Below are 17378 nucleotides of genomic sequence, written 5' to 3'. Positions count from 1 at the left end.
AAGAAATTCGGGGTGCTTGCCTTGTATTTAGCATCCGCAGCTTAATCAGCCAATCATCCTCTTATGCACCAACAATAATTATTACCAGCTCCAGGCTTCAAGACCAAGCAGTTTTCTGCCCAGAGCGGTCAGCTCGGGATCATTAGGCGTATGAGCATGCTCCCAGTCTCGCGGATCTTTAGGAAACGGATTAAACTTATTGGACTGTTGATGCATCGAAGTTTTGTTCTTCAAGCTTTCAAGCGCAAGTCTTCTACGTTCTTCGAACAACTCTTCCTTGGCAGGGAACATTGTAATATATTGAGCCAGTCGTGGACGATCGAACAAATTTTCACCATTGCCATGGGCAACCAGAACGTCCCACAGGAGCAAATCGCCTGCCTCGCCGGGAATCACTTTCACCTCATGTCCCGTATAATCCGGATTGATCGGGTTTCTGTCCGCCGGCTGCTCCTTGATCCACTGCTCGAATTCTTTATAGATGCTGGGCACACAACGGAATCCACCCTGATGAATATTCGTATCCTCCAAGAACAGAACACCTTGCAAAGGACGCGGTCGTGGCAACGGGAACGTCAAATTTGTCGTGTCCGTATCCCAATGAATGAAGCTGGTATTAAGCTCCGGCTTGTCTTCTCTCTTCGGCGGCTTCATGTTCACACGGTCGACCGTCACCCACAGCTTCTCTTCCTCCAGCAGTTCGGCAAAAGCCTGATATAACCGCGGAAATTGACGATTATCCCAAAGCGAAGGATGGTGGATAAAAGGTATCATGCCTCTTTGCTGGTCATGCCACAATTCGTCCATTCCTGCTGGCGGGGTGTACCAGCCTTCCTTGTTTTCAGGGTCCTTGCCCATGAACTCCCAAATTGCGTTTACGGCACGCTCGCAGTTTTCTTTAGGTACTGCATTTTTAATTAAGATATAACCGTTTTCTTGGAAAAATAGCTTCATTTCTTCTGTAATGACTGTCATTGCTCATTTCCTCCCTGTATCCGAATATGAATGATATTATCCTTTTACCGCACCACTGGTTGTGCCCGTTGCGATATACTTCTGTACGAAAAACCCGATAATGATCATCGGCAACATAGTAATCGTGGCAGCAGCGCTGCTTTTTCCCCAGTCCACTGAAATTGCGCCAACGAAGGTCGAGATGCCGACCGGCAGCGTATACGTGTCCATGCTGGTCAATTGCATCGAGAACAACAGCTCGTTCCATGAATACTGCATAGCCAGAATGAAAGCAGCCGCCATGCCGGGCAAAATAATAGGAACGATGATTTTCCAAAATGTCTGCATTGGCGTACAGCCGTCGATCTTGGCCGCATCACTCAGTTCAGTAGGCACATCGCGGATAAATCCCATCATCAACCAAATAATAAAGGGCAAATTCAAAGCCGCATGAGCGATAATCGGTCCTGTCAGCGTGCCCAGTAATCCCGATACTCTGACCAATGTAAACAATGGCAGCAGCATCGATATGGCCGGTACCAGCTTTCCTAATAAAAAGCCGTTTGCAATCGTACCCGACCATCTTGAACTAAAACCAACCAAACCGTAAGCTGCCAATGTACCGAAAATAATGGCAATAAATGTTGACACAATGGCGACAAGCGCACTATTGCTAAAATAGGAAGAGAAATCCCCTTTTAAGAACACATTGACGTAATTGTCCATAGTTGGTGTGAAAAATAGCTTAGGCACCTTTGTAAAAATGTCCATTTCACGTTTAAACGAGTTGCTAATGACAAGCGCGATAGGAACGATAGTCCATAGGGTAAACAAACCTAGCGCAGCTGTTTTGAACCCGTGTCCGAGCAAGCGGTTAAGCATTCATTATCTCTCCTTTACCCTGCTTTGCCGGAAGCGGAGTTTTTCATCAACGAGCCAAAAATCAGGAGCAGACCGACTAGTGTAATGACTGACACAGCCATCGCATAGCCCATCTCATTGTTCTCAAATGCTTGCTTGTAGGCATAAATACTAAGCGAAGATGTTGAGTTGGCAGGCCCGCCGCCGGTCAGCGCAAAAATGATATCGAAGACGCGGAACGCATCGGTTCCCCGGATCAAAGTAATAACAATAATGACCTTCGATAACATCGGCAGTGTAATTTTCGTTAACGTTTGGAAAGCACCCGCTCCGTCTATTTTGGCCGCTTCATACAAATCATGCGGTATGGACGTTAATCCGGCAGAGACGACAAGGATCAAGAAGGGAGTCGCATGCCAGGCATCCGCGATCACAATGCTGAATAACGCTGTGCTTGTTTTCTGCAATCCGCCGAATGATTCCAGACCGAACCAGGACAATACATAATAAACAAGACCGTACGTCGGATCATACATATACCGCCAAATTAAGCCAACAATGACATGGGAAATGAGCAGCGGCATTGTAAATAATGCTCTCATGAAATTAGCCAGCTTCGCCGGGATTGTCGTCAGTAATACAGCTATACCGATTCCGAGCAGAAGCTCCAAGCATAATGCCATCCCCATAAACAGAAACGTATTCCACAGGGAGTGCAATGCCGTCTGGTCCTTAAAAAACCGGACATAGTTGTCAAAAAAGACGAATACTGCTTTGGATTCCTGTCCTAAACCGTATTGAAAGAAGCTCATAAACAACGCATAAACAAGAGGGACAATCATCGCAACAAACACGATGACTGCTGCCGGCAGGACTAGAAAACCGGCCAGAAAGCTGGCTTGATTTTTCTTCATCATGCGGCTTTGCTGATAGTTAATGACTGCTGTTCCGCCTTGGGGTTTATCCACTTTTTCTACTCCCCCGTATGTGATTTTTAGAATTGCGAGGCAATCTCTTGTTGTACTCTCTCCAATATTTCCTTAGGATCGGCGCCCGAAGTAATAATGCTCGACATACCGTTACCTAGCGCTTCGACAAGCTTAGGCGCGTTTGCTTGAAGCGGTGATGTGATACCGTCTTTCAGAGCAGTTCCTACAGCAGGCAACCACGGCGCCTTCGACACAAGCTCCTGATCGTTAAAGAGAGATTGGCGCAGACTGATATGGCTGGCATTTTTGAGGCTCATCTTTTTCTCCGTTTCCTTGCTGGTCAACCATGCTGCCAACTGGAACGCCTCTTTAGGATGCTTGCTGTCCTGCGGCAAACACCAACTCCACACGTTGATTAAGCCGGCCGGACTTTTCTTATATGGCAGCGGTGCGTATCCCAATTTGCCGTTGACCTTCGACTTGGTCGGGTCCTCCAACTGCGAGAACAGTCCCGATTGCGTAATGCCAAGCGGAATTTGTCCGAATTGCAAAGCTTTCGTGACCTCATCCCACCACCATGTTGTACTGCCTTTCATTGAATAGGAAGCAAGCGTTTTCCAAAATTGCATCGTTTCAATATTCGCAGGCGTCGCCAATTCCAGCTTACCGGAAGCGTTGAAATAATCCGAACCGTTGGTACGCTTCAAAATGGTAAAGATACTGACGCTGGCGCTGCCTTGCTTTCCGGGAATGCCGATCCCCGTTCCTTTGTCAAAAAAGTGCTTTGCCACTTTCAGCGTATCGTCCCACGTTTGAGGAGGCTGCAGTCCTTCGGCCTGAAGCATCTCTTTGTTATACACGAGCAGCGGCATCTGCTCGAAATTCGGCAGCCCGTACAGCTTGTTGTCGACGGTAAACGCTTTAATCGCGCTCGGGTTCATATCAGCCGCATCGTATTTGCTTCCAGCTTCCTTCACATAATCATCCAGCGGGGCCAGAAAACCGGATTTGACGTATTCCCCGATCCACGATTCCTGTGCCCAGATTAAATCGTACTGCCCGGTTTTACCCGACATATTCAAAGTCTGCTTAGGCTTCAATTGGCCAAAATCAATCGCATCCATCTTCACCTTGATGCCCGTTTCTTTCTCAAATTCCTTCAGCAGCTCAGCCTGATCGTCTGCATGGGGTCCCGCCCATCTGGAAATCGTCAGTGTCACATCGCTTTTGGGCGCTTCTTTAGCTGCGCTTGAAGCAGTAGTACCGCCGTTCGTGCCGGATGCTGCAGGTTTCGTGTCGCCGGTGGCGCAGCCCGATAGCAGCAGCAGAGCGGAAAGGGAACCCGCAACCAATTGTTTTGTTTTCTTCATAAAAACAGTCCTCCCGAAACGTTTTGGATTTTTCAACCTAACAATGTTTTAAAGTATTGGGCAAACTCATGAAGCATTTGTTTCGTTGCGAATTCTCCACTGTAATCCTCCAGACCCAAATACCCCTCGTATCCGACTGTCTTTAAATCGCCGACGAGCTGAGGCCACGGGACGCAGCCTTTGCGCAAGCCAGCCCAATCGGCCTTCCAAATATCATTCCCCTCTGCCCCATCTACCCGGTTCCAGCTCACATTCTTTACATGGACGTGGGCTAGATACGGACCTATTATGTCGAGGCCCATCCTAAAGTTCTCGTACCCTTCGTAGATCATGTTCCCAGGTCGTACAGGATGCCGATGAATGCCGGATCGAATCCATCGCATAACCTGCGGGCGGCCGAAGCGCTGCTGATGATCGTGTTGTGATGAATCTCGACAATTCCTTTAACCCCATAACTACGGCATAATAGTTCGGATTTGCTCAAATATTCCCGCGCATCGGCATACAATTTTGAATAAGATTTGTCTCCGTTGTATAACGGAACGCCCAACCGGATAAATGAAGCATCCATGAAGCTTGCCGCCTGCAGGAGGCGCTCCGTTGTCACCAGGTCTCCTGCAGCCATATTCGGCAGGACGCCAACCGAGGTTATATTCGCTTCTTCTGCCGCCAACCTGTACTCGAACCATTTCGTCTTCTCAGAAGCAATGGGAATGGAACAGAGATTGTTTCTCCAAAAGGATGGCGTCTCGTCTAGCGCATCCCGGGGAACATCGGCAAATCTCCATTCAATTCCGTCTATACCTGCTTCCTTTACTGCTGAAATCGTCTCACCCAATGTTAAGTCCGGCGTCGATGCAGTGAATACAGACAACTTCATTCGTGCTTCCCCTTTCCATTTGATTTAATCCAAGCCAAGAATGTTATGTTTCATAAGTTTTTAGCAGCAATCTATATAATAGAGTGCTAATTTTACAACCAAACATCACCCCCTTGTTGAAATCAACTTTTTTTCTTTATTTTTTCAAAAACTCATTGATTTGCCTTTGCTTCTCGTCAATGATCTTGTCTACACCGGCCTTTTTCAGCTTATCTATGAATTCCTTATACTTGGCATTCTGCTGCACATCGGTTCCGGAGCCGCTTTCCAGCGTTTTGCGGTATTCCACCACAATCGTGTTCACCCTGGATATTTCCGTTTTGACTGGATCGGGGTTAAAATCAAACCCCGATATGACCGATCGGGTAAAATTATTCGGATCGGTGCTCATCTGGATAAACTTCTTATCCGAAGCTGTCGCAGATGCCGGAATTCGGGCATTGGACCAAGGTGTTACCATCCACCATAAATTTTGAAACACTTTGGAAGGATCGATACCATCTGGATATTTGAACTCCTTATCGCCTACCGGGATGAAGTCTTTTCCTTTAATCCCATACAAGTACAAGTCTCTAACGTCTTTATCCTTATACAGCAAATTCAGAAACATCAGCACCTTCTCGGCGTTGCGGGAAGAGGGCGTAATGACGATAAAATTACCGGCTTTAAACGAGCTGACCATTTTAAAACCTTCTCCTTCGATGGACACATAGTCCAATCTCGCTCCAGGATCAAATTTCGCCCGCCCCGCGCTGTTCTCTCCCGTATAGCCTTCCGGAGCATTGCTGATATAACCAAGACTTTTTGTGTCAGAGATCAGTTCCGACGCCAGAGAGGATTTGCTGAACAACGAATCTTTGTCTATCAGCCCTTCGTCCCACCACCGTCTCTTCAATTTCAGAAAATCTTTGTACTGCTGGGTCTCGAATTGATTGATGACAACGGGTTCGTTATTCAGCAGAAAGCCCGGGGAGTTGAAATCATAGCTGGGAACAAATTCACGCTGTGTGCCAAGAAAAGCCATAGCTTTATAGTCACCCGTGTATTCACCGTTGTATCTGATGCCTACTCTGCCGTTTGCCTTCTCTGCGGCCAACACCTTCTTCAGAAATTCCTCCACCTGCTGAAGCGAACCCAGGTTGCTCGAATTGTATCCGTATTTCTCTGCAAGATCCGCCCGAAAATGAAAACCCTGCGGATATTCGATCGGGCCTGGAATCGGAATCCCGTACAGCTTTCCGTTATATTTATTAGAGTTAATATATTCAGGGGTAAGCCCCTTATATAAATCGGGAGCGTAACTTTCAATTAAATCAGTAACATCTTTGGCTCCCATCCGGTTCAAAATCTGCGAATAGTTTTGCCAGTACCCGTTATAGAAGAAATCGTAGTCCTCGCCGGCAGCCATTTTCACAAGCAATTGGTTATTGTAGCTGCTCCAGGGGATGTACTGAATATCCAACGTCGCATGAATAGATGCAGAAAGCTTCTTATTCAGTACCTCCATGACTTCACTGTAATGGGGCGGTGTCTCACCCGGTAATACGAGCTTTAAAATGACTTCGTTATTCCGCTTCCCATCCGTCACAGCTTTACTTAATAATGGTGCATTGCCGTTGTTGTATAAGGATACGGTATCGCTGCAGCTAGAGAGCAGCAGTATCGCTGTTATTAAGGACAGCCATGCAATTAGCGTCTTTCTGTTCACGAAGTTCCCTCCTGTAGGAATATTGGGGGTCGTTTCTTGGTGTATCGTAGCCTTTTACAACTGAAAAATATACTTCAAAATATGATTATTACTCAGAAATCCTTAAATCTGATGTTTTTGCAGCAACTGATAGAGCGAATTGTTGAAAAAAAGAACCAAGCATCGCGGCCTGGTTCATTTGGTGTTATTCAGTCTTCGGTAAGCGTTGGGCGTTAATCCGTATTCTTTCTTAAATACATAATAAAAATAGTTGCTTGAGTTAAATCCAGCAGCATGCGCGATTGCATTAATAAGCATATCCGACTGCTCGATCAGCTCCTTGGCTTTCTGCAGCCGTTTACGGTTGATATAGTCATGAACAGATACTGTCGTCTGCTCTTTAAACAGGACATTCATGTAGCTTACCGAATACTTTAAGTATTCCGCTACGTCGGCGGCCGAAAACTCTACCCGTGTATAATTCTCGTCGATAAATGTGAGTGCGCTGACTACCATCTCATTGGATTTTGTCTTTTTGCCGTTTTCCTGTACGTTTATCGCATCCAGAATGAATTCATTGATCCAAGACGTGATTTCCTCCACGGACTCGAGCTTCATAAGCTGATCATACATCTCCTGATAGGACAGAGTCGGCAGCGGGTTACCTTTGGACGCAGGCGGCAGACTTTTAAGCACACTGATCGTAACTTCGCTTGTAATTGCAAGCATATCCCGATAAGGATAGCTTTCCAGCCCTTGGAGCAAATTTTCTATAGCAGGCTTTACCTTATCCAGTTTTCCCAAATTTATCTCGTTGATGATGGCTTTTTCTTTATCATGCGGATACCCCGATTTCTCCAAATGCCGCAAACTTACGTAGTCCAAGATGGAACCGGCTCCTCTAAATATGCGATGATGCGTTGCTGCCAAAGCCCCCTCGTAGGAGTATTCGGCTTCGTACAAAGTTTCGACCGATTCCCCAATGCCAATCGTTACGCTTATATTCAAATAGTGCTTAATATTGGACTGTACCTCGGATAATACCTCGCTCAGGTTCTGAAGATCATCCTCCCAGTTATTGATAATAACCGCCACATGATCCGCCGCTATATTGACAGGCAGACTGCGATAGCTCCGTTCCATCGTTTCTTCTGCAATATTGCACATGGCAAACCGTACTAAATATCTGCTCTTACTGTCAAAAAGCTCCTCGAACCGGTTGTAATGATCGATGCGGAAGACGATGACAGCAGCTTGGTTGTCGGTTTCCAGCTGAATGTGATGTTCCTTGATCTGCTCGTCAAACCGACCTCGGCTATCGTGATGACCCAATAATAGGCTCTTCAAAAACTGCTCTCTTAGCAGCACCTGCGTGCGATGCGAGAAATTTTCCAGCGATTCGTTTTCTACAACCACCTTGGAGAAGGCTCTTTTAACGATTTCGATGTCCCCTTCCATCTCGATACCCGCTAGTCCATTCGTCTGCCGCTTGACCAGCTGAATGAGCGACCTGATTGGTGAATAAATAACCCGCGATAGAATGACAGAGATGATCAAGCTGGCCACAAGCAGCACCGAAGTACTAATTAATGTGATATTTTTAATATTGATGAGGCTTTTGAACATCTCGGTGTACGGATAAATGCTCACATAATGAAAGCCGGTGCTTTCCATAGTTGTTTTCTGAAAAGACACGACGTACTTATTGCCATTTACATTCTCGATAAATGAGCCGTTGGATTCTGCACTTTGCTGAATCCGCTCAAAGAAGGCAAACTTCCCATCCCCCCCGGTAAACAGGCTAGTGGAAGGCTTCGTTACAAATTCCCCATCGTTCTGAACGATGAACATTTGATTCAGCGGATCATTCACCATCTGATCGATAAGAGCCTGAAATTTGTGGCTGTTAATATTAATAACCATCGCCCCTTGAATCTCCCTTGAGCTAGGTGAAGGTTCGGTTATAATAAGCGACAGAAGTGGTCCATCTGAATCGTTCCCGGGCGGACCTTTGCGCAAAATATATTGAATTTTCGGAGAGGTATACCGGTATCCGCTTAAAATTGCCGTCATTTCGGTGTCCGCAAAATCTCTGACTCGCATATTCGCATACTTGGTCGAAATAACGACATTTTGCTGTATGTTGTACAAATAAATCGATTGAACGATTGGATTGAGCTGCAGCGTCATGTTCAATCGGGTGCCAATGTTGCTCTGCATGAACGTATCCATCTCGTCATGTGAGAACATTGCTGAAAATATAATATCGTTATAGTAAAGATCGTAGCCTATTTTGACCGTAGAGGTGTATAAGTAGTTGGAGATATTCTGCGTCTGAAAAAGCATGTTGTGGGATAAGTCTTTAATTTCTCGTTCCAAAATATTTTGAGATTTATAATAAAACAGTCCGAATACTAGATAAATATTCAGGATGTTCAGGATAATGAAAGACACGAGTAGCTTCATGAATGTATTTTTTCTTATGGAAAGGGAGGTGCGCGTGATTCCTAACGACTTCATGCCGGACAGGTCCTTTCTCGTGGTCAGCGTTTGATTAGTTCTTATCCTATTCTAGCATGAAATCTAAAGAAGTTTTGAACTTTTCAGGAACTGTGATTTAATTAAAAAGGGTTACCTCACAAGCAGTTTTCCTACTGCTTGCGAGATAACCCCAAGTAAATATAAAGACTAGCAGACAGTCAATAATACTCAGCCTTCCGTCGCCTAATTAGCCAAAACTTTATCAAGATAACGGAGAACGGCCTCCTTATTCCCTGACACCTCTTGCTCACGTTTTTGGTCCATGACAACCCGGTCTTGAGCTGCACGAACAACCTGCTGCTCTTTATCCTGCGGTACGACAACGACTCCGTCGACATCTCCAACAATAATATCACCTGAATTAATGCTTACTCCTCCGACGGAAACAGCCACTTTCGTTTCTCCCCCGCCAAACTTACTGCCGGCTGCTACCGTAGTCCCTCTGGAGAAAACAGGAAAACCAAGGTCGCGTATTCCCTTAATATCACGGATCACGCCATCTACTACGATCCCCTGCAGACCCAAGGTTTGAGCCAGTCCGACAACAAAATCACCGGCCACCGCGCGGTAAGTGTCTCCCTTGGCGTCAATGACCAAAACATCTCCGGGACTCGCTTCCCGAATCGCCCTAAGCACCGCCAAATTATCGCCGGCAGGTATTTTAACTGTGAAGGCTCTCCCTGCAATTTTGTATTCTTCCTTTAACGGCTTGATGGCAGGATCCAGATTGGTAAGGCCGTTCAAAGCATCCGAAATACTTGTTGTTGGAAGTTCAAGAAATTGGTTTTCAATTGCAGACATTTGAGTTTCCCCTTTCCACTTCGTTATTTTGTTTCCACACGCGTATACCGGTTAACGGGAATCGGCAGCCCCAGATTTTCACGAAGTGTGCGGCCTTCATATTCGGTACGGAACAACCCTCTGTTCTGCAGCTCCGGGATGACTCCGTCAACGAAATCCTCTAATCCACCCGGAACGTAGGGGGGCATGATATTGAACCCGTCAGCTCCGTTTCCAGCAAACCATTTCTCAATATGATCCGCTATTTGCACCGGTGTACCAACCACGATTCGATGCCCGCGCGCTCCGGCCACTTCCTTATACAGCTGGCGAAGAGTGAGCCCTTCCCTGCGCGCGAGATTAAGCAGCAGTTGCGGGCGGCTTTTCCGTCCGTTCGATTCCGGAATGTCAGGAAGCTGATCATCTAACGAATACCCGCTTAGATCAAATTGGAATCTTTCAGAAAGGGAAGCAATCGCTCTGGAATCATCGACAAAGCTTTGCAAATATTCATATTTTTCCCTCGCTTCCCGCTCAGTCTTACCAATAACCGGAAGGAGTCCGGGCAAGATGAGCAGATGCTCGGGAGAACGGCCATACTGCTGTAAGCGGCCCTTTAAACTGGAATAAAAAAGCTGCGCTTCCTCTAACGTCTGTTGAGCTGTGAACACAACCTCTCCAATTCGAGCGGCAAGATCTTGCCCGGTATCGGAAGAGCCGGCTTGAATAACGACCGGATGTCCCTGAGGACTTCGTGTCACATTCAGTGGCCCCTTCACGGAGTAATATTTGCCTGCATGGTTCAATGTGTGCAGCTTATTCCTATCTATGTAATCACCGGTAGTCTTATTGACAATATAAGGATCTTCCTCCCAGCTGTCCCACAAACCTTTGACAACCTCAACAAATTCCTCTGCACGCTCATACCGGACCCCATGCTCTTCATGCTGATCTCTATTGAAGTTTTGCGCTGCTGACAAGGTCGAAGTCGTTACTACATTCCAGGCCGCCCGGCCCCGGCTTAATTGATCCACTGAAGCGAGCAAGCGAGCCAGATTAAACGGTTCATAGTAAGTAGTGGAAGCTGTGACAGCTAAGCCAATACGCTCCGTAACCTTGGATAGAGCCGCAAGAAGCGTAATAGGTTCAAACCTTGCAACAACCGATGCAGGAGAATCAGGCGAAGTCGTTAATCCGTCTGCCAAAAAAACCATATCAAACTTCGCCCGCTCCGCCGTCTGGGCCAATTGCTGAATTAATTCGAAGTTTTCACTGCCTGCTTGAGCTTCATGATGTCTCCAACCGGCAACATGATGTCCAGCAGCTTGTAAAAATAAACCGAATTTTAGTTGTCTAACCGTTTGACTCATATTCGACAAGCACCTTCATTCCTTGAAATGTATGATTGCATTCATGGCTTTATTTGGCTGGCTTCAGCTTAATATCTTCTGCATAGAACATTTCGTCCATTCTCGGATTGAATTCGATTCTATTATTGACTCCATACGTAAATTTGTTTTGATAAAGATAAATTCTCGGACGGCCGTCCGCAAGAATCTCTTGTACCTTCTTATACTGTTCTTCTCTTTCCTTATCATTAAGATTGCTCGAAGCAGCTTTCAGAAGTCTGTCCACTTCCGGATTGCTGTAATCCGTTTGCTGCTTTGCTCTTTCTGTAATGAACGGCTCCAGCGGCAGTGGCGATTCAAACATCGAATTTCCTTTACCCTGCAAAGCAAGCTCTTTGAACGTGTTGGAATTATCACGCTGCTTATACTGAGTTTGTTCCAATATTTCAAGCTTTACTTTGAAACCGACATCCTTCAAATTAGCAGCAATTGTTTCCGCGATCTCTTTAAACGAAACCGGTGAGCTTAATGTCAATTCTGCACCATTCGGGTAGCCGGCTTCCGCAAGCAATTGTTTGGAGCGTTCTTTATTGTAAATATTTGTGTTAAACAATTTCGGATTGTTGCCTAAGATCCCGGGACCTATGCCTTCTTGGGTTGGCACTCCTGCACCTCCCAGTACATTATCTACCAGTGTTTTCTTGTCGATAGCCAGTTCAATTGCTTCGCGAACCTTTGGATTTTCTGTTAGAGTCCGAGGAGTTTGACGAACCAGCAAGCTTTGCACCCGTGCGCTATCTTGCTGTGTAAAGTAAGTGGTACCGCTATCTTTTACACGCTTGATGTCCTCTGGGGGTATGGTGATGGCAATGTCTACCGCGCCTGTTAACAGCTCGGAAATACGCGTCGTTGATTCAGGAATAGTACGGAATACGAGTCTGTCCCATTTCGGAGCTCCGCCATAATAATCTGTATTTTTTACCAGCTCCACCCGGTCATCCTTAATCCATTTGACATATTTGTAAGGACCTGTTCCGACCGGATTTTTCATAAAATTGTCCAGCCCTTGCTCTTGAAAATATTTCGACGGTAAAATACCTGAACTGATCCTGCTCAAACGCGCCAATAAAATTGGATCGGGCTCCTTCGTAATAATATCGACCGTAAAATCATCTACAATCTTAACTTCTTTAATAACGGAATAAGAGGAATAATCAATAAGCTTCTTATCGTTAGCGGCTCTCTCTAATGTAAACTTCACATCAGCTGCGGTGAACGGATCACCATTATGAAACTTCACTCCCTGCTTCAGCTTGAATCGCCAAGTCGTATCATTCGTACGTTCCCATGAAGTAGCTAGACTAGGTATTTTCTTCTGGGGGTCCGATCCGTCTTTCTTAACCAAATAATCAAATAGATTGACTTGAATGGCTTCCGTTTGCGTATTGCCGTGGTTATGGATATCAAAGGTTACATTGTCGGTTGTTTGTGCAATCGTCAACACCTTCTCTTTACCCGTCTCTGCTGCTCCTGTTCCCGCACCTTTAGTGCTGCTGCAGCCTGTAATCGCCAATAGGATCAATAGTGTTATGACCGGAAATTTACGAATCCAATTCATCTTTTCTGTCCCCTCCGAATATATGCATATCTAATGCAAATGCTAACCTCTATTTTATTATCGCTGTCCCGCAAACTGATTGCTCGGGCGGGTTAACCCCAAATTCTCCCGAAGTGTTCTTCCCTTGTATTCGGTATGGAACAGCCCCCTGCGCTGCAGCTCTGGGATAACTAGACGGGCAAAATCATCGAGACCTGTCGGCAGCTGTTGGGGTCTGATAACAAAACCATCGCAGGCTCCATTCAAGAACCACTCCTCCAATTGATCAGCCACCTGAACGGTTGTACCCGCAAAGGTCCGGTGTCCATTACCTCCGGAAGCTCTTTGAATTAATTGGCGTATGGTGAGCTTTTCCGTTTCAATCATATTTTTCATAAGCTCAAAACGGCTTCTGGTTTCATTAATTGTTTCAGGATCAGGCAGCTGTGGAACAGGACCATCCAACGGATAGGAGAACAAATCTACCTTTAATCGGTCTGAAAGCCGCTTCAACCCCAGTTCGGGTATAATGGATTCATGGAGCTCAGCCTCTTTCTCCTTGGCTTCTGATTCCGTTTCTCCTACGATCGAGCTGAATCCAGGCACAATTTGTACTTCATCCGGACTACGACCATATCGAGATAATCTGGATTTTACATCTGCATAAAAGGCTTGAGCCTCTTTCAAAGTTTGTTGTGCCGTGTATACGATTTCTCCCGTTCGGGCAGCAAGTTCTTTGCCTTCTTCTGATGATCCTGCCTGAGCAAGTACTGGATAACCTTGAGGAGGACGCGGGATATTTAACGGACCTTTAACTGAAAATGAATCGCCTTTGTGATTGATTGCATGGATCTTCTCTGTATCGGTGTAGACTCCCGTACCTTTGTCAGCAACCAGAGCATCATCCTCCCAGCTATCCCACAGCTTGGTTGTTAATTGAACAAATTCCAACGCCCGGTTATAACGTTCCGCATGTTCAAAATGCTCCTCTCTGCTGAAATTCAAATGGGTTTTGCCGATTCCCGTCGTAACGATATTCCATCCTGCCCGCCCGCCGCTTAAATGATCCAGGGAGGCAAAATAACGTGCCGTATGATAAGGTTCGTTATACGAAGTGGATACGGTAGCTATCAATCCGATTTGCTCCGTTACTGCAGCCAAAGCCGACAACAACGTATAAGGTTCCAGCCGTCCAAGCGCTTGATGCTTCACACTGCCGCCAAGATCATAGCCATCTGCCAAAAATACGCTGTGGAACTTGGCTTGCTCTGCACGTTGAGCCATCTTCTTATAGAAGGCTAGGTCGGTCACGCGCTCGGGTTCTGCTTTGGAGAGTCTCCATGCGGTTTCATGAAACCCGGTGCTGTTCATAAAAAAGTGTAATGTCATTTGACGTTTGCTGCTCATTCTGGTTCACCTCATGTTAATTATGAATAGTGTGGCTATGTAAAATATCTGAAAATAAAGCCGATGTTTCTTTTTATATCGCAAAGTGGCAGGCCACTCCATGCCCGCTAACATTTATTTCAAATTGTGGAGTCTGGCTGCGGCAAATATACTTCGCAATAGGGCAGCGTGTATGAAAGCTGCAGCCGCCAGGAGGATTGGCAGGATTCGGAAGATCTCCCTGCAGGATGATACGTTCCTTCTTCTCCTTCGGATGAGAAACCGGAATAGCGGATAATAAAGATTGTGTATAGGGGTGCTTTGGATTGGAAAACAATTCATCCCTGTGCGCCAGCTCAACAATTTTACCAAGATACATAACAGCGATCCTCTCGCTGATGAATTTCACAGTAGCTAAGCCGTGCGCGATAAATATATAGGTCAGCTGGTATTCCTTTTGCAGCTTTTTTAATAAGTTTAAAATCTGCGCCTGTATCGAAACATCGAGAGCCGAGACAGCCTCGTCACATACGATCAGCTTCGGCTTTAATGCCAATGCCCTGGCGATACCTACACGCTGCCGTTGGCCTCCGCTGAACTCATGAGGATACCTGTTCATCTGATGCTCGCTTAAGCCTACAACTTCCATCAGCTCGATGACTGTATTCCTCAGCTGGTCTTTACTGGATACACCGTGAATTCGCAACGGTTCCGCAATTATGTCCTCAATTTTCATTCTTGGATTCAATGAAGCATACGGATCCTGGAAAATAACCTGTAAATCACGACGAACCTTACGGATCTCATTGCTGCCTAGTCCCGTCAATTTTCGTTGTTCAAACCATACCTCTCCATCAGTCGGTTCCAGCAGCTGCAGGATCATTTGTCCTGCGGTTGATTTGCCACAGCCTGATTCACCGACAATGCCAAGTGTTTCGCCCCTCTTTACCGAGAAGCTAAGACCGTCTACAGCTCTGACATATCCAGTTTCCTTGGAGAATATACCCTGCTTGAACGGATAATATTTTTTCAAGTCTTTTACTTCCAATAACGGGTGCTCGTCTATAATTATTGAACTCATACTACGTCACCTTTACCTTCTGCATGAAAGCAGCGGACCTGATGCCCCATAGCCTTTTCTTCCAGAACCGGCTTCTGCAAGCTGCATATTTCGGTTGCGGCAGAGCATCGGGCTTGAAACGCACACCCGGACGGAAGATGCCGTAAATTAGGAATCGTTCCTGGAATGGAGTACAACTCCTCCTGCTGCTCATTAATTTGCGGCAATGAGCTTAATAAACCAATGGTGTAAGGATGAAGCGGATGATCAAACAATTCGACAGCAGCAGCTTCCTCAACCACCTCACCGGCGTACATAACCACGACACGATCGGCCATTTCGGCTACAACTCCCAAATCATGGGTAATCAATATAACCCCCATCTCCAGCGTTGCTTTAAGCTTCCCGATCAGCTCCAAAATTTGCGCCTGAATAGTTACATCGAGCGCTGTCGTAGGCTCATCAGCAATCAACAGCTTGGGACTGCAGGAGAGGGCCATCGCTATCATCACTCTTTGTCTCATGCCACCCGATAGCTGGTGCGGAAAGGAGTCGACTATCTTGTCAGGTCGCGGAATCCCGACCAACTCCAGCATTTCGATACTCCTTCTGCGTGCCTCCTTCTTACTTAGCCCTGTATGAACAAGGACGGATTCGGAGATTTGATAGCCGATCGTAAATACCGGATTAAGCGAGGTCATCGGCTCCTGAAAAATCATGGACACCTCATTGCCACGAATTTTGCGCATTTCCTTTTTGTCCATTTCCAGCAGATTTCTGCCTTCCAGCAGGATCTTCCCCCCAACAATCTCACCCGGGCGAGCCACAAGACCAATGATAGACAGCGAGGTGACGCTTTTGCCGCAGCCCGATTCCCCCACAATACATAAGGTTTCTCCTTTGGCAACGCTGAACGAAACTTTATTGACGGCAGGGACTATTCCTTCATTCGTTACAAACGAAGTTTGCAGTTCCCGAACCTCCAGCAATGTTTCCGGCATTCCATGCCCTCCCTTCTCGCACTCAATAAATGGGCATCAATTTAATTTCGGGTCCAGCCAATCACGCAGCCAATCCCCGACAAAAATAACTGCTAAAACTGTAATTGTAATTACCACTCCCGGGAAGGTGGCAACCCACCAGCTAGTGGCCAAATATTGCCGCCCATCGCTCAGCATCCCGCCCCATGAAACATCCGGGGATTGGATTCCAAGCCCGAGAAAGCTTAGGGAAGCTTCCGCAATGATGACACGGCCTACACTCAACGTAGAGATGACGATAAATGAAGAAATAACGTTCGGGAGCACATGGACAAAAATAATTCGGAAGTCACCTGCACCAACTGCTCTTGCAGAACGGACAAAATCACGCTCGCGGACAGCTAAGACCTCGCTTCGGACCATCCTTGCGTAGCTCACCCAACTGGTTACGCCAATAACGAAGATAAGCGTTCCAATTCCGGGTCCGAGCACGAACATAAAGAGCATCATGAACAAAATAGTCGGTATAGCCAAAAGTGCATCGACAATTCGCATAATCAAACTATCAACCCAACGACCGTAGTAACCGGAAATCAGCCCCAAAACAATCCCGATGATGCCTGAAACTACGACAGAACAAAATCCGACGATAAGTGAGACACGTGAGCCATAAATTAATCGGCTCCATATATCCCTGCCTAAATTATCTGTTCCAAAAGGATATTCCGCCAAACCTCTAGCCGCCCATGCTGGTGGAAGCAGCTTGCGAGCCACATTAGTTTGAGCAGGGTCATGCAATGCCAGAACAGGAGCAGCGACAGCAATAATCGCAATAACAAAGAGGACAACCATGCCCACAGCTCCTGTTTTACTTTGAACCAGCCTTTTAAAGGCGCTCTTCAGCCATCCTTTTCTGTCAACAGACTGCACCGGCAAGGACGAAGGAGCGGTCTTAGTTTCGATAGTTACAGACAACTCCTCACCTCCTACACTCTCAATAACAT

15 protein-coding genes are annotated in these 17378 nt (G+C 46.3%); all 15 read right to left on the bottom strand.

Annotation, left to right across the window (positions count from 1 at the left end):
• Positions 1 to 81: 81 nt before the first annotated feature.
• Positions 82 to 975, bottom strand: a complete 894-nt coding sequence (locus tag ACFQ0C_RS30605; RefSeq protein WP_379372458.1) for a phytanoyl-CoA dioxygenase family protein — start codon at positions 973 to 975, stop codon at positions 82 to 84.
• Positions 976 to 1011: 36 nt separating this feature from the next.
• The gene (locus ACFQ0C_RS30600) at positions 1012 to 1836 is read right to left on the bottom strand and encodes a carbohydrate ABC transporter permease (protein ID WP_379372456.1); all 825 of its coding nucleotides are present in this window, start codon (positions 1834 to 1836) and stop codon (positions 1012 to 1014) included.
• A gap of 14 nt (positions 1837 to 1850) precedes the next feature.
• A complete protein-coding gene (locus ACFQ0C_RS30595) occupies positions 1851 to 2783 on the bottom strand; it encodes a carbohydrate ABC transporter permease (RefSeq protein ID WP_379372454.1) in 933 nt (310 codons plus the stop codon).
• Positions 2784 to 2809: 26 nt separating this feature from the next.
• Positions 2810 to 4114 (bottom strand): ABC transporter substrate-binding protein, encoded by a 1305-nt coding sequence (locus ACFQ0C_RS30590; protein ID WP_379372452.1) that lies wholly within the window; start codon positions 4112 to 4114, stop codon positions 2810 to 2812.
• 32 nt (positions 4115 to 4146) lie between these two features.
• On the bottom strand, positions 4147 to 4416 hold the full coding sequence (locus ACFQ0C_RS30585; protein WP_379372450.1) for a hypothetical protein: 270 nt from the start codon (positions 4414 to 4416) through the stop codon (positions 4147 to 4149).
• 26 nt (positions 4417 to 4442) lie between these two features.
• Positions 4443 to 4994 carry a sugar phosphate isomerase/epimerase family protein gene (locus ACFQ0C_RS30580; RefSeq protein WP_379372448.1) on the bottom strand — a complete coding sequence of 184 codons (552 nt, stop codon included), beginning with the start codon at positions 4992 to 4994 and terminating at the stop codon, positions 4443 to 4445.
• A gap of 136 nt (positions 4995 to 5130) precedes the next feature.
• Entirely contained in the window at positions 5131 to 6702 is a 1572-nt protein-coding gene (locus ACFQ0C_RS30575; protein WP_379372446.1) for an extracellular solute-binding protein, read from the bottom strand.
• Positions 6703 to 6876: 174 nt separating this feature from the next.
• Positions 6877 to 9147, bottom strand: a complete 2271-nt coding sequence (locus ACFQ0C_RS30570; protein ID WP_379372444.1) for a helix-turn-helix domain-containing protein — start codon at positions 9145 to 9147, stop codon at positions 6877 to 6879.
• 258 nt (positions 9148 to 9405) lie between these two features.
• Complete coding sequence (locus ACFQ0C_RS30565; protein ID WP_379372442.1) at positions 9406 to 10023, bottom strand: RraA family protein; 618 nt, start codon at positions 10021 to 10023, stop codon at positions 9406 to 9408.
• 23 nt (positions 10024 to 10046) lie between these two features.
• On the bottom strand, positions 10047 to 11372 hold the full coding sequence (locus ACFQ0C_RS30560) for an LLM class flavin-dependent oxidoreductase (RefSeq protein WP_379372440.1): 1326 nt from the start codon (positions 11370 to 11372) through the stop codon (positions 10047 to 10049).
• Positions 11373 to 11421: 49 nt separating this feature from the next.
• A complete protein-coding gene (locus ACFQ0C_RS30555; protein WP_379372438.1) occupies positions 11422 to 12969 on the bottom strand; it encodes an ABC transporter substrate-binding protein in 1548 nt (515 codons plus the stop codon).
• A 57-nt stretch (positions 12970 to 13026) separates the two neighbouring features.
• On the bottom strand, positions 13027 to 14355 hold the full coding sequence (locus ACFQ0C_RS30550; RefSeq protein WP_379372436.1) for an LLM class flavin-dependent oxidoreductase: 1329 nt from the start codon (positions 14353 to 14355) through the stop codon (positions 13027 to 13029).
• A 73-nt stretch (positions 14356 to 14428) separates the two neighbouring features.
• Entirely contained in the window at positions 14429 to 15415 is a 987-nt protein-coding gene (locus ACFQ0C_RS30545; RefSeq protein ID WP_379372434.1) for an ABC transporter ATP-binding protein, read from the bottom strand.
• Positions 15412 to 16395, bottom strand: coding sequence for an ABC transporter ATP-binding protein (locus ACFQ0C_RS30540; protein WP_258214367.1), 984 nt, complete (start codon positions 16393 to 16395; stop codon positions 15412 to 15414). The genes ACFQ0C_RS30545 and ACFQ0C_RS30540 overlap by 4 nt, the downstream gene beginning before the upstream one ends.
• Before the next feature lie 36 nt (positions 16396 to 16431).
• Positions 16432 to 17349 carry an ABC transporter permease gene (locus ACFQ0C_RS30535; RefSeq protein ID WP_379372431.1) on the bottom strand — a complete coding sequence of 306 codons (918 nt, stop codon included), beginning with the start codon at positions 17347 to 17349 and terminating at the stop codon, positions 16432 to 16434.
• Positions 17350 to 17378 lie beyond the last annotated feature (29 nt).

The sequence above is a fragment of the Paenibacillus sp. GCM10027630 genome (genome assembly GCF_042676305.1).
In the GTDB taxonomy this organism is placed as follows: Bacteria; Bacillota; Bacilli; order Paenibacillales; family NBRC-103111; genus Paenibacillus_S.
The sequence above is the reverse complement of the archived record's forward strand: the minus strand, read 5'-3'. Positions and strand labels throughout refer to the sequence as shown.

Bases quoted from the DNA above. Each gene is read 5' to 3' on its own strand.
- ACFQ0C_RS30590 (WP_379372452.1), bottom strand. From the start codon at position 4,114: ATGAAGAAAACAAAACAATTGGTTGCGGGTTCCCTTTCCGCTCTGCTG.
- ACFQ0C_RS30560 (WP_379372440.1), bottom strand. From the start codon at position 11,372: ATGAGTCAAACGGTTAGACAACTAAAATTCGGTTTATTTTTACAAGCT.
- ACFQ0C_RS30570 (WP_379372444.1), bottom strand. From the start codon at position 9,147: ATGAAGCTACTCGTGTCTTTCATTATCCTGAACATCCTGAATATTTAT.
- ACFQ0C_RS30585 (WP_379372450.1), bottom strand. From the start codon at position 4,416: ATGGGCCTCGACATAATAGGTCCGTATCTAGCCCACGTCCATGTAAAG.
- ACFQ0C_RS30605 (WP_379372458.1), bottom strand. From the start codon at position 975: ATGACAGTCATTACAGAAGAAATGAAGCTATTTTTCCAAGAAAACGGT.
- ACFQ0C_RS30555 (WP_379372438.1), bottom strand. From the start codon at position 12,969: ATGAATTGGATTCGTAAATTTCCGGTCATAACACTATTGATCCTATTG.
- ACFQ0C_RS30580 (WP_379372448.1), bottom strand. From the start codon at position 4,994: ATGAAGTTGTCTGTATTCACTGCATCGACGCCGGACTTAACATTGGGT.
- ACFQ0C_RS30540 (WP_258214367.1), bottom strand. From the start codon at position 16,395: ATGCCGGAAACATTGCTGGAGGTTCGGGAACTGCAAACTTCGTTTGTA.
- ACFQ0C_RS30545 (WP_379372434.1), bottom strand. From the start codon at position 15,415: ATGAGTTCAATAATTATAGACGAGCACCCGTTATTGGAAGTAAAAGAC.
- ACFQ0C_RS30565 (WP_379372442.1), bottom strand. From the start codon at position 10,023: ATGTCTGCAATTGAAAACCAATTTCTTGAACTTCCAACAACAAGTATT.
- ACFQ0C_RS30550 (WP_379372436.1), bottom strand. From the start codon at position 14,355: ATGAGCAGCAAACGTCAAATGACATTACACTTTTTTATGAACAGCACC.
- ACFQ0C_RS30600 (WP_379372456.1), bottom strand. From the start codon at position 1,836: ATGCTTAACCGCTTGCTCGGACACGGGTTCAAAACAGCTGCGCTAGGT.